Below are 11,945 nucleotides of genomic sequence, written 5' to 3'. Positions count from 1 at the left end.
CGCAGGCGCGCGCGTCCGCACGCCACGGTTGCGCCGTGGCGTGGCGTGGGGCGGTGTCGGTGGTGTGTACGAAGCGCGGCGGTGGCGCTCAGTCGTACCAGTACAGGCGGGTCGGGTTGTCGACCAGCAGCTTGCGAAGCTGCGCCGGGTCGTCGCTGAACAGCGGCAGCAGATCCACCAGCTTGCCGTCGTCGGGCATTTCGCGCACGTTGGGGTGTGGCCAGTCGGTGCCCCACAGCACGCGGTCGGGTGCGGCCTCGATCAGCCGGCGCGCAAACGGCACGGCATCCGCATAGGGCTGGCCCTGGGTCGAGAGAGTCTGCGAGATTCGCTCCGCGCCGCTCACCTTGACCCAGGCACGCTCGTCGCGCATCAGCTCGAGCATCAGCGTGCAGGCCTGCTGGTCGAGGCCATGCTCGACCATCGTGCGGCCCATGTGGTCGATGACGAAGGGCACCGGCAGCGTGTCGAGGAACGCGCGGTAGGTCAGCAGGTCATCCGCGTCCAGGTGCAGCACCAGGTGCCAGCCCAGCGGCCGGATGCGCTCGGCCATGCGCAGCACCGTGGGCAGGTCGGGCGCGCCGCCGAGGTGCTGCACGAAGTTGAAGCGCACCGAACGCACGCCGGCCTTGTGCAGCGTGGAGAGTTCGGCATCGGTAATGCCCGCTCCCACCATGGCAACGCCGCGGTAGCTGTCGGGCGATTGCCCGATGGCGTCGAGCATGGCGCGGTTGTCGTGACCATGCACGCTGGCCTGCACCAGCACCACGCGTTCGATGCCGAGCAGTTCGTGCAGTGCGCGCAGCTTGGCGGCAGGCGCGTCGGGTGGCGTGTAGCGGCGGTTGTCCGAGTACGGGAACACGTCGCCGGGGCCGAACACATGGCAGTGCGCGTCGCAGGCGCCCGCGGGTAGTCGGAACGTGGGGCGGCTTGGGTTTGAGTGGGGTGGGGCGATGGTTTTCAAGATGTCGCTCACTGCTGCTTATTGCTTGGGAATGCCGGCACGCTGGATCACGGCCGACCAGCGCTGGATTTCGCTGTCGAGCAGCCGCGCCTGCTCCTGAGGCGTGCTGCCGCGCGGCTCCACGCCGAGGTTCTGCAAGCGCTTCTTGACCTCGGGCGAAGCAAGGGCAGCGCGGGCTTCCTGGTTCAGGCGGGCGATCACGTCGGGCGGCGTCTTCGCAGGCGCGGCCAGCGCGTTCCACGATGCAACCTGGAAACCCGGCGTGCCGCTTTCTGCCACGGTCGGCACGTCCGGCAGGCTGGGCGAGCGCTTGTCGCCCATGACCGCCAGCGCGCGCAGCGCCTTGCCTTCGATCTGCGAGAGAACGGGCGAGAGGATTTCCACCGCCACGTCGACCTGCCCGCCACGCAGCGCCGTGACCACGGCCGGCGTGCCGTTGAAGGGCACGACCTGCGCATCGATGCCGAGCGAAGTCTTGAGCAGTTCGCCCGCCAGGTTCTGCGTGCTGCCGACGTTGATGGTGCCGATGTTGAGCTTGCCCGGATGGGCCTTGGCGTGAGCCACCAGGTCGGCGAATGTCTTGAACTTGCTGTTGCTCGCGGCGAGCACCGCCATGTCGAAGTAGCCGAGCGTCGAGATCGGCGCGAAATCCTTCAGCGTGTCGTAGGGCAGCGACTTGAACAGGCCCACGCTCACGGCGTTGCCGTTGGACATCAGCAGCAGTGTGTGGCCGTCCGGCGGCGCCTTGGCCACGGTGTCGGAGGCCACCACGCCACCCGCGCCGGGCTTGTTGTCGACCACGATGCTCTGGCCCATCGACTCGGACATCTTCTGGGCCACGCTGCGTGCGACCAGGTCCGCCACGCCGCCAGCACCGAATGGCACGACCAGGCGGATCGGACGCGAAGACAAGGGGGCGGCCAGCGCAGGCGAGGCGCGCAAGCCGGCGGCCAGGGTCAGCATCAGGCCGACGAAGCCGCGACGGGAATGTCTCATGTGTCTCCTTTTTTGAACTTGTGTGCGGCCTTGCGCGCCGCCGAACCGCACTATTGCCCGTGGGTCAGCCCCCGGCAAGGTCGCGTTCGCACTGGGAGATATAGCCTTTCGGCATGGCTGGGCGCCTTGCCTCAATCCAGCCGCAGCGACCCCAGCCGCGCGACGATCAGGTCGTGCAGCGTTTGCGCCGCCACCGACAGGCTGCCTTCGCGCCGCTGCACCATGTAGAGGGTGCGCATGAGGGAAGGCAGGGGCAGTGGCCGCGTCACCAGCGTTTCGCGCTGGAAATGGAACAGCGTGAGCGCGGGCACCACGCTGATGCCCAGACCGGCCTCGACCAGCCCCATCACGGTGGCCAGGTGCTCCACCTCGAACACCGCATTCAGCCTTTGCGGGTGTAGCGCCGCGTCGAGTGCCTGCCGCACGCTGCTGTTGCGCGCCATCTGGATGAAGGGGTGAGGCGCGATCTTCTTCACCGTGAGGCGTGGCTCGCGCGCCAGCGGATGGTCGGCGCGGCACACGAGGTGAAAGCGGTCGGTGCAGAGCTTGCGCGCACGCAGGTCGCTGTCGGCCGTGCCTCCGGCGCCCGAAGCGGCGAGCGCGAAGTCGGCCTGGCCGTTGCGCACCAGCGCAATGCAGGCATCGGACAACGCATCGTCCAGGTCGATGCGGATGCCCGGCCAGGCCTGCATGAACTCGGCGAACACCGTGGGCAGCCAACCCGCCGCGAGCGAGGGCAGGGCGGCCACGCGCACGCGGCCCTTGCGGCGCTCCACGTGGTCGGCAAGGTCGCCCATGGCGCTGCCCATGTCGTCGAGCAGCCGGCGCGCGGAGCCCTCGAACAGCCGGCCTTCGGGCGTGAGCTGCACGCTGCGCGTGTCGCGGTCGAACAGGCGCGTGCCGACCGCGTCTTCGAGCGTGCGTATCAGCGCGCTGAACGCGGGCTGCGAGAGATGGCTGCTCTGCGCCGCACGCGTGAAGTTGCGGTGCTCTGCCAGCGCGAGAAAGGCGCGCAGCTGCCGCGTGGAGAGGTCGGGCGTCTTTCTCATCATGTCTCTCTTGTTATTTGAAAAGCAGATCAATCGATCCGTATTTTCGATTTTACGGATGATCGGTGGCTACCTAAAGTGCACAGCAATGAACTCCATTGATCCGCCCACGCTGCTGATAGGTTGCGCTGCCGGCTTCTCGGGCGACCGCACCGATGCTGCCGGGCCAGTGGTCGACACGCTGATCGCGCGGTTGGCCAGCGGCCCCGAGGGGCAACGCGCCTTCCTGATCTTCGAGACGCTGGCCGAGCGCACGCTCGCACTGGCGCAGCTGCGCCGCCGCGACAACCCCGAAGCGGGCTACGAGCCACTGCTCGACGACATGCTGCGGCCCGTGCTCGCGCGCTGCCTGGCGCACGGCATCCGCATCGTGAGCAACTTCGGCGCCGCCAACCCGCGCGCCGCCGCCCGGCACATCGCCCGCATGGCGCGCGAACTGGGTGCGAGCGCGCCGCGCATCGCGGTGGTGGAGGGCGACGACCTGTCGGGGCCCGAACACCGCGCGTTGCTGAACGAAGCGCTCGGCGCGCAGATGGAAGGCCTGCGCATGGTCAGCGCCAATGCCTACATCGGTGCCGAGCCGATTGCCGCGGCGCTCGATGCGGGCGCGCAGATCGTGGTGTGCGGCCGCGTGGCAGACCCATCGCTGACGGTCGGGCCGGCCATGTCGCACTTCGGCTGGCGCGCCGACGACTGGGACCGGCTGGGCCGCGCGACCATGGCGGGCCATCTGCTCGAATGCGGTGCGCAGGTGTGCGGCGGCTACTTCGCCGACCCCGGCTACAAGAACGTGCCGGGGCTGGAGGTGGTGGGCTTCCCCATCGCGGAGATAGACGCCGACGGCCGCTGCACCATTGGCAAGGCTGACGGTACCGGTGGCCTTGTGAGCGAAGCCACGGTTAAGGAGCAACTGCTCTACGAAGTGCACGACCCGGCGGCCTACCTGACACCCGACGTGATCGCGGACATTGCCGATGCTGAAGTGCACGCGCTGCCCGGCGCTGATCGCGTCGCGCTCTCTGGCGTGCGCGGTCATGCGCGGCCGGGCCGCTACAAGGTCAACGTCTGCCATGAAGGTGGCTGGCTGGCTGAGGGCGAAATCTCCTATGCGGGGCCGCGCGCCGAGGCTCGTGCACGGCTCGCGGCGGATGTGCTGCGCAAGCGCCTCGACGGACTCGCATTGCGCGTAGACCTGATCGGCGCGCTGAGCATCCTGGGCGACGACGCGGGCCGTGCGCTGGCGGATACGCCCGACGCCGGCTTGCGCGACGTGCGCCTGCGCGTTGCAGCCACACATGCCGAGCGGGCGCAGGCTGAGCGACTGGCGCGCGAGGTCATGGCGCTGTACACCTGCGGCCCGGCAGGCGGCGGCGGTGTGCGCACCGCACTCACACCGCGGCTCAACACGCTGTCGTGCCTGCTGCCGCGCGAGGCGGTGCCGGTGCGCTTCGAACTGGTCGGCGAGGAGGCGCTGGCATGAACACCATCACCACCGACACCGTCGAAGTGCCGCTGTACCGCGCCGCGCATGGCCGCACCGGCGACAAGGGCGACCGATCCAACATCAGCGTCATCGCATGGCACCCGGAGCTTTATCCCTTGCTGGTCGAGCAGCTCACGCCCGAGCGCGTCGCGGCGCAGTTCCATCACCGTGCGCCATCGCAGGTCCAGCGCTTCGTGTTGCCGAAGCTCCATGCAATGAACTTCGTGCTCGACGCGGTGCTGGACGGCGGCGTCAACGATGCACTGAACCTCGACGCGCATGGCAAGGCGCTGTCCTTCCTGCTGCTTGACATGCCTGTTCGCGTGCCTCGCGCGCTTGTGCCACTGCTGGCCGGGCCATAGCCGCGGCTCTTTTCTTTTTCCCCTAGCCATTCCATCCGGAGACAAAACAATGAAACGATTTCCCCTCACCGCACTGACCGTCGCGCTGGCCCTGGTGCCGCTGCTGGGCCATGCGGAGGCCTTCCCCGAGAAGGCCATCACCTTCGTCGTGCCCTTCGCGGCCGGCACCGCCACGGACCAGATCGCGCGCGCGCTCGGCAACCAGATCGCGGCGGAGACGAAGCAGGCCGTCATCATCGACAACAAGGCCGGCGCCAGTGGTTTCATCGCCTCGCAGAACGTGGCCAAGGCGCCCGCCGACGGCTACACGGTGCTGATCACCACCAACACCACGCATGCGGCCAACGAGCACCTGTTCAAAAAGCTGCCCTACGACCCGGTGAAAGACTTCGCGCCCATCGCCGCGCTCGGCAAGGGCGGGCAGATCATGGTGGTGAACCCCTCGTTCCCTGCGAAGAGCGTGGCCGAGTTCATCGCGCTCGCAAAGAAGGAGCCGGGCAAGTACAGCTTCGGCAGCGGCAGTTCGTCGAGCCGCATGGCGGGCGAGCTGCTTCAGCAGATGGCCGACATCAAGCTGCTGCACGTGCCCTACAAGAGCAACACGCTCGCCGTGACCGACCTGCTGGGCAGCCAGATCAACATGATGATCACCGACACGGCCACCGGCCTGCCGCAGGTCAAGGCCGGCAAGCTGCGCGCGCTGGGTATCTCCAGCTCGGCGCGCTCGCCGCTCGCACCCGACGTGCCCACCATTTCCGAAGCTGGCGTGAAGGGCTACGAAATGGGCTACTGGTTCGCGGCCTATGCGCCCGCGAAGACGCCACCCGCCGTGGTCAAGCGGCTCAACGAGCTGCTGGTGAAGGCCGCGAAGAGCGAGGCTGCAAAGACCGCGTTCTACGAGCCGACCGGCACCGAGGTGTTCACGACCTCGCCCGAGGAACTCGCGAAGTTTCAGGCCGGCGAGTCGCAGAAGTGGGGCCGCATCGTGAAGTCGGCCGGCATCGAGGCCGAGTAGCCCGCGCGCCGTAGCGGGGACCGGCGCCGCAACGCGACAAGACACACAACGAAGGAGACAAACCATGAAACGCTGGAGCCTTTGGGCTGCCACGGTGGCTTCGGCCGCCCTTTTTCTGACTGCCTGCGGTGGAAGCGGCGGGGGAGGTGGCGTGCTGTTGCCACCGCCTACCACCGGAACGCCGACAACGACACCGCCCGTGACTGCCACCGCGCCCAAGTACAAGCTCGCCATCACCGCGACCGAAGACGTGCCCGGCACATTCGGCAGCGTGGGCGCCTACGAGAAGATCACCGGCACCTTCACCGGCGAGGTCGATCCGAAGGACGCCCGCAACGCCATCATCCAGGACTTGCAACTCGCGCCGCTCAATGCCAACGGCAAGGTCGAGTACACGTCGGACTTCGTGCTCTTCAAGCCGAAGGACATGACCAAGGCCAGCGGCGTGTTGCGCTACGACGCGCCGAACCGCGGCAACATCGTGAGCCTCGATCCGTACTTTGCCTCGCGCGGCTACGTGTTCCTGACGGCCGCATGGCAGGGCGATGTGCCGGCTGCGCCCGGCAAACTCACGCTGAAGGTGCCGGTCGCGAAGAACGCCGATGGCAGCAGCATCACCGGCACCTACCGCGCCGAACTGCTGCCCACCGCTGCGAACAACGATTCGCTGCCCCTGCCGGGCGGCCCGTTCAATGCGGCGATGCAGGCTTATGCAACCGCGAGCCTCGACAACACCAAGCCCGGCTATGTGCTCACGCGCCGCATCAACGAAGGCGACGCACGCCAGCTCATTCCCGCAAGCGAGTGGAAGTTTGCAAAGTGCAGCGCCGCCACGCCGTTCCCCGGCACGCCCGACGAGACGAACGTCTGCCTCAAGGGCAAGTGGGACCCGGCGTACCTGTACGAGCTGGTCTACATCGCGAAGGACCCGAAGGTCATGGGCCTGGGCCTCGCGGCGCTGCGCGACATGATCACCTTCTTCCACCGCGATGCGAGCGATGCGGCGGGCACGGCCAACCCGGTGGCCGCCGCGATCAAGAACACCATTGCCTCGGGCGTCTCGCAGTGCGGCAACTTCATGAAGACCTTCGTGCATTTGGGCTTCAACGAGGACCGCGCGGGCCAGAAGGTGTTCGACGGCGTGTTCGCGCAGATCGCGGCGCGGCAGACCAACATCAACATGCGCTTCGCCATTCCCGGCGGTGGAGGTGGCGTGCGCGCCGACCACACGGCCTTCGGCCAGGCCGGCACGCGCGGCCTCTCGAAGGACTATGTGGACGACGTGGCGCAGCGGCGCGGCGGCATCCTGTCGCGCTGCGAGGCGAGCGGCACCTGTCCCAAGCTCTTCATCGGCTTCAGCGGCACCGAGTTCTGGACCCTGCAGGGCTCGCCGCTGCTGACCGATGCCTGGGGCACGACCGACCTCGCGCAGCCCGGCAACGCGCGCATTTACTACTACGCGAGCACGCACCATCTGCTGGGCCTCCCGTCGCTGCCGGGCGCGAGCGCAGGGGCGCTGTATGCGACCAACGGCAATGCCGGCGTGATCCCGGTCGTGCGCGCGCTGTATCAGAACCTCGAAGACTGGGTCGTCAAGGGCACCACGCCGCCCAACAGTCAGGTGCCGAAGCTGGCAGACACCACGCTGGTGCGACCGCAGCAGGTCAAGTTTCCGGTGATTCCGGGCGTGAGCTACACGGGGCTGGTCAACACCTATTCGTTGCTGTACTGGGGCCCCAACTACAGGCCGCAGGACGAGAGCGGCATCGCCACGCAGGTGCCGCCGGCCTACCTGGGCCGCGACTACGCGATCCTGGTGCCGCAGGTGGATGCGGATGGCAACGACGTTGCGGGCATCCGCAGCCTGGACGTCGCTGTGCCGCTGGGCACCAACACCGGCTGGAACTACACGAACCAGCCCGGCCGGATCGATCAGGCGGGGCTGTTCGGGTCGTATTTCGTGTTCGCGAAGACGGCGGCGCTGCGCGGGAGTGATCCGCGCCTGTCGCTGCAGGAACGCTATGTGGATCAGGCGGGCTACGTCGCGGCAGTGACCACGGCCGCCAACGATCTGGTGGCGAGGCGCTTCATGCTGCGTGTGGATGCTGACGCGGCGATTGCCAACGCGGTTGCCAACCCGGTGCTGCCTTAAGCCGAGTGCACCCCAAAGCCCGTCTCGCCCGGCGCGATGTCTTCGCGCAGCGTGAGCGCGGGAATCTCATAGTCGCCGGCATTCTGTTGGCGAAACGGAATCGGGTCGGTGGTGAACAGCGTGTCGAGCCGCTGACCTAATTCCTCGGTGATCCGCGCATACGCAGCCTCGTCGACCTTGTGCGTGCGATGCACCACGTACGGCGGCAGCACGTCGAATCCGGGGTAGTAGAGGATTCCGTGGTGGATGGGGAACAGCAGGTCGTCCATCGGCCCATTGATGCCGCGCGGCGCGTAGTGCGAGGCCCAGCCACCGGTCGTTACCACCAGCATCGCGCGCTTGCCGGCCATCACGCCTTCGCCGAAGCGGTCGCCCCAGTGCGTGTCTGAATGCTCGCCGACGCCATAGGCGAAGCCGTAGGCATAGATGCGCTCGACCCAGCCCTTGAGGATCGCGGGCATCGAGTACCACCACAGCGGAAATTGCAGGATCACCGCGTCGGCCCACAGCAGCTTTTCTTGTTCGGCGGCGATGTCGGCGGTTTGCGTGCCGGCCTCGAAGGCATGGAGCGAGTCGAGCACGGGGTCGAAGCGTGCAGAGATGTCGCGCGCGGGGAAGTCGTCGGCGTCGAGCGCGGGCTTCCAGCGCATGGCGTACAGGTCGGACACGCGCACTGAATGGCCCGCAGCCGTCAGGCGTTCGAGCATGAAGCGATGGAGCGCGCCATTGAGCGAGGCGGCTTCGGGGTGGGCAAGTACCAGCAGGATGTTCACGGTTTCACAAGGGTTCGAATGAAGATGCCCGCAGGTTAGGCTCCGTGGCGATATATTGGAAATGAATAGTCTGAATTCCAGGAATTGCCGTGAACAATTTCAGCCGCCTCGACCTCAACCTGCTGGTCACGCTCGACACGCTGCTTGCCGAGCGCAACGTCACGCGCGCGGCCGAGCGTCTGAACCTGTCGCAGCCCTCGGTGAGCGTGCAGCTCGCCAAGCTGCGCGAAGCGTTCGACGACCCGCTGCTGGTGCCCGCGCAGCGCGGCATGCGGCCCACCGCGCGCGCCGACGAACTGCGCGAGCCTCTGCGCGAGGCGCTTGAATCGCTGGGCCGCGCGGTGGCGCCCACGAAGCCTTTCGACCCTGCCGAAGCGACCACCACCTGGCGCGTTGCCGCAGCTGACTATGCCGAGTCGGCCATCCTGCTGCCGGCGCTGGCGGGGCTGCGCGCCGCGGCGCCGCACACGCGGCTGGCCGTGGTGGAGGCGGTGCCATCGCGCATGGCACGGCAGCTGGAGAGCGGGGAGATCGACTTGTTCTTTCACACCAGCGTGGGTGCCCCGCGTGGCCTGCATGCGCGGGTGCTCTTCCAAGAACGCTACGTGCTCGTCGGGCGCGCCGGCCATCCGCGCCTGAAGCGCAGGCCGACGCTCGCGCAGTTCTGTGCGCTGGAGCATGTGGTGGTGTCGCTCGCTGGCGGAGGCTTCGCCGGGCCGACGGACGAGGCACTGGCCGAAAGAGGCCTGACGCGGCGCGTGGCACTGTCGGTGCCGCACTTCCTTTTCATGATGTCGGTGCTGGCCAGCACCGACATGGTCGCGATGCTGCCCGAGCGGCTGGCGCGCGGCGCAGCCGGGCTGTGCGTGATGGAGGCGCCGCTCGACGTGCCCGGCTACGAGATGGCGATGCTCTGGCACGAGCGCCGGCATCGTGATCCGGCGCACAAGTGGCTGCGCGAGCAGATCGTTGCGAGCCTCTGAGCCGGGCTCAGAAGGTGCTTGTGTCCTTGTCGGTTTCGGCCTTGCGGTGCAGCGGCAGCCAGAGCGAGAAGCGCGTCCCGCTGCTGCCGGACTGCCAACTCACCGTGCCACCGATCACCTGCGCGCGCCGCTGCTGGTTGCGCAGCCCCCGGCCGCTTCGGCGCAGGGCCTCTTCCACGTCGAAGCCCTCGCCGTTGTCTTCGATCACCACGTTCACGCCTTCATCGGCCGTCGCGGTGCTCACGCAGATGATGGTGGCCCGCGTGTGGCGCAGCACGTTGGCCACGCATTCCTGCACGATACGCAGGATGTGCAGCGCGTTGTCCGGGTCCAGCCAGGGCAGCGTGGGAACGGGTTGCACCTCCCATTGCAGCGTGATGCCGGCGCTCTCGATGCGCGGTGCCAGGCGAAAGCGCATGGTCGCCAGCAGGAGCAGCAGGTCGGCGTCCACGCTTTCCATGGAGTCGATCACCAGCCGCAGGTCTTCCATGCAGCCCTTGAGCACGCGGGAAATCTCGGCCTCGCTCATGGCGCCTCGCTCCACCGAGCGGATGGCGCTGATCAGCGACGAACCCAGCCCGTCGTGCATGTCCTGCATGAGGCGGCGGCGTTCGGCATTGAGCATGTGCTGGTTCTCGATCACGCGCAGCCGCTGGTAGCTTTGCTCCAGCTCGGCTTCGCGCGCCTGCAGGCGCTGGGCCAGGCCTTTGTTCAGCCGGGCCACCTCGGCGAACGCGCCTGTGTAGCGCTGGAACATGATGTACGAGAAGACGAAGAACAGGCTGATGATGGCGTAGGGCGAGGTATACACGGCCTCCGGGCTGACCAGGTTGTTCTGCAGGAGCCCGTCGTAGGACGTGAATGCGACGGCGAAGACAGTCCAGCCAGCCACCAGGCGTCCCTCAGGCAGTTGCGCGCGAAGCGCCTTGCGCAGGTTCACCGCAAAGAGCGTCACCGCGACGGGCAGCACCGTCAGGTTCAGCAGGGGCGTGAACAGGTAGAGGCTGACGATTTCCGTCGACACACGAGGCAGCGTCGCGACGCTGCAGGCCAGCGCCAGGGTCACCGACACACGGGTCAGCCAGGGCGAGGGCTGCTGGTGCAGGCGCTGCAAAAACAGGTGGATGAGGATGATCAGCCAGAGCAGGCTGGCCACGGTCATCCACTCGAACCAGTCGTCCGAAATCGGGATGTAGCTGCCGCCCACGTAGTAGTGCAGCGTGCGCACGAAGGCGAGCGCCGAGATGGCAAAGAACAGCAGGTAGAGCGATTCGCGCCTCTTGAACAGCCACACCGCGAGCGCGAATGCGCCAACCGCCAGAAACGCGGCGCTGCCCATGAAGGGCAACTGCACTTGCAGCAATTGGCGGATCTGGTAGCGCCAGCTCAGCGATTCCTCGTCGCCCACCCACAGGGTCGAAAAGCCGTTGCCGCTGTTGCGCAAGCGGTCGACGCGAATCAGCACAGACGTCGGGGAGGGCGTGTTGGCGGTCGCGTTCAACGGCAGCATGAGCGGATGGTTGTAGCCGTTGTGGATGGGACTGCCATGCGATTGGTAGAGCAGTTCGCCGTCGCCGTACACCGCAATATTGCCCAGCGTCTTCCAGCGCGGGAGATAGAGAAGGCGTTGCCCCGCCGACGGCGTCAGCCCGGCCAGATCGACGCGGTACCAGTCGGTGATGGTTCGCTCGCCGCTCGATGCATCGGGCACCAGTTCGCGCCGGGCTGTGTACGGGAGGCTGATCGTCTTCCAGCCGTCGGTCGGCAGCGCGGCGTCTACGACATGCCGCGGAGGAGCGGAATAGCCCGTGCCGGTAATGGACAGCAATTCGGCCCGGGTGATGTGGACGGCGCCTTCGCCCTGTGGGTGCGCAGCGTCATCGTGCTGCGGCACCGCATCCGCCGGGGATTCACTGGCGTATGCAAAAGGCAGGAAGGCCAGCAGCGGCAAGGCCAACCAAAGCTTTGCGATCCACCGGCTGGTTTGCCAACAGCCTTTGCTGCCTAGCCTCATAGATCGCTTCTGCCTTGGAAGTCATTTTTTGCTTGCTGTGAATGCGCCGGGCGAACACCGGCACCGTGCTGTAGCCCGCGTGACGGGCCCAAGCTCCCGCTATCGCGGGCGGGCGCAATTATGTCCTCGCCAGGGCTTTCCGGCCAAACCAGGG

The 11,945-nt window shown here is 67.3% G+C and carries 10 protein-coding genes and 1 pseudogene; 5 read left to right on the top strand and 6 right to left on the bottom strand.

Translation table 11 applies throughout. The annotated features are described in order from the left end of the window. Positions 1 to 88: 88 nt before the first annotated feature. The 3 genes from ACSFBF_RS07550 to ACSFBF_RS07540 form a co-directional block, all read right to left on the bottom strand. The gene (locus ACSFBF_RS07550; protein WP_435465683.1) at positions 89 to 964 is read right to left on the bottom strand and encodes an amidohydrolase family protein; all 876 of its coding nucleotides are present in this window, start codon (positions 962 to 964) and stop codon (positions 89 to 91) included. An 18-nt stretch (positions 965 to 982) separates the two neighbouring features. Further along, positions 983 to 1,960, bottom strand: coding sequence for a Bug family tripartite tricarboxylate transporter substrate binding protein (locus tag ACSFBF_RS07545; RefSeq protein ID WP_435465682.1), 978 nt, complete (start codon positions 1,958 to 1,960; stop codon positions 983 to 985). Between the two features lie 131 nt (positions 1,961 to 2,091). Beyond that, positions 2,092 to 3,009, bottom strand: a complete 918-nt coding sequence (locus ACSFBF_RS07540) for a LysR family transcriptional regulator (RefSeq protein ID WP_435465681.1) — start codon at positions 3,007 to 3,009, stop codon at positions 2,092 to 2,094. Positions 3,010 to 3,097: 88 nt separating this feature from the next. Between ACSFBF_RS07540 and ACSFBF_RS07535 the strand changes: the two genes are divergently transcribed. The 4 genes from ACSFBF_RS07535 (at position 3,098) to ACSFBF_RS07520 (ending at position 8,021) form a co-directional block, all read left to right on the top strand. After that, positions 3,098 to 4,489, top strand: a complete 1,392-nt coding sequence (locus ACSFBF_RS07535) for an acyclic terpene utilization AtuA family protein (protein WP_435465680.1) — start codon at positions 3,098 to 3,100, stop codon at positions 4,487 to 4,489. Further along, the gene (locus ACSFBF_RS07530) at positions 4,486 to 4,854 is read left to right on the top strand and encodes an AtuA-related protein (RefSeq protein WP_435465679.1); all 369 of its coding nucleotides are present in this window, start codon (positions 4,486 to 4,488) and stop codon (positions 4,852 to 4,854) included. Before ACSFBF_RS07535 ends, ACSFBF_RS07530 begins: the two co-directional genes overlap by 4 nt. A 49-nt stretch (positions 4,855 to 4,903) precedes the next feature. Continuing rightward, positions 4,904 to 5,869: a Bug family tripartite tricarboxylate transporter substrate binding protein gene (locus tag ACSFBF_RS07525; RefSeq protein ID WP_435465678.1), complete on the top strand. Its 966-nt coding sequence runs from the start codon at positions 4,904 to 4,906 to the stop codon at positions 5,867 to 5,869. Positions 5,870 to 5,933: 64 nt separating this feature from the next. Continuing rightward, positions 5,934 to 8,021 (top strand): alpha/beta hydrolase domain-containing protein, encoded by a 2,088-nt coding sequence (locus ACSFBF_RS07520; RefSeq protein ID WP_435465677.1) that lies wholly within the window; start codon positions 5,934 to 5,936, stop codon positions 8,019 to 8,021. Here ACSFBF_RS07520 and ACSFBF_RS07515 read toward each other — a convergent pair. After that, positions 8,018 to 8,794 (bottom strand): NAD(P)H-dependent oxidoreductase, encoded by a 777-nt coding sequence (locus ACSFBF_RS07515; RefSeq protein ID WP_435465676.1) that lies wholly within the window; start codon positions 8,792 to 8,794, stop codon positions 8,018 to 8,020. The two genes, ACSFBF_RS07520 and ACSFBF_RS07515, sit on opposite strands and share 4 nt — an antisense overlap. Before the next feature lie 89 nt (positions 8,795 to 8,883). On the opposite strand from ACSFBF_RS07515, the gene ACSFBF_RS07510 reads away from it, so the two are divergent. Continuing rightward, positions 8,884 to 9,777, top strand: coding sequence for a LysR family transcriptional regulator (locus ACSFBF_RS07510; RefSeq protein WP_435465675.1), 894 nt, complete (start codon positions 8,884 to 8,886; stop codon positions 9,775 to 9,777). A gap of 7 nt (positions 9,778 to 9,784) precedes the next feature. On the opposite strand, the gene ACSFBF_RS07505 is transcribed toward ACSFBF_RS07510, so the two are convergent. Continuing rightward, a complete protein-coding gene (locus ACSFBF_RS07505; protein ID WP_435465674.1) occupies positions 9,785 to 11,791 on the bottom strand; it encodes a sensor histidine kinase in 2,007 nt (668 codons plus the stop codon). Then, positions 11,760 to 11,858, bottom strand: a pseudogene (locus ACSFBF_RS07500) (DNA-binding response regulator); the annotation flags it as partial. The gene ACSFBF_RS07505 and the pseudogene ACSFBF_RS07500, both read right to left, overlap by 32 nt. Between the last annotated feature and the right edge of the window lie 87 nt (positions 11,859 to 11,945).

Source organism: Variovorax nivicola (genome assembly GCF_051216475.1).
Taxonomy (GTDB): domain Bacteria; phylum Pseudomonadota; class Gammaproteobacteria; order Burkholderiales; family Burkholderiaceae_C; genus Variovorax.
Note: the sequence above shows the minus strand (reverse complement) of the source record. Positions and strands in the feature narration are given on the sequence as shown.

What these genes read in the sequence shown, in the direction of transcription:
- ACSFBF_RS07525 (WP_435465678.1), top strand. Translation starts at nt 4,904, where the DNA reads ATGAAACGATTTCCCCTCACCGCACTGACCGTCGCGCTGGCCCTGGTG.
- ACSFBF_RS07540 (WP_435465681.1), bottom strand. Translation starts at nt 3,009, where the DNA reads ATGAGAAAGACGCCCGACCTCTCCACGCGGCAGCTGCGCGCCTTTCTC.
- ACSFBF_RS07545 (WP_435465682.1), bottom strand. Translation starts at nt 1,960, where the DNA reads ATGAGACATTCCCGTCGCGGCTTCGTCGGCCTGATGCTGACCCTGGCC.
- ACSFBF_RS07535 (WP_435465680.1), top strand. Translation starts at nt 3,098, where the DNA reads ATGAACTCCATTGATCCGCCCACGCTGCTGATAGGTTGCGCTGCCGGC.
- ACSFBF_RS07520 (WP_435465677.1), top strand. Translation starts at nt 5,934, where the DNA reads ATGAAACGCTGGAGCCTTTGGGCTGCCACGGTGGCTTCGGCCGCCCTT.
- ACSFBF_RS07505 (WP_435465674.1), bottom strand. Translation starts at nt 11,791, where the DNA reads ATGAGGCTAGGCAGCAAAGGCTGTTGGCAAACCAGCCGGTGGATCGCA.
- ACSFBF_RS07530 (WP_435465679.1), top strand. Translation starts at nt 4,486, where the DNA reads ATGAACACCATCACCACCGACACCGTCGAAGTGCCGCTGTACCGCGCC.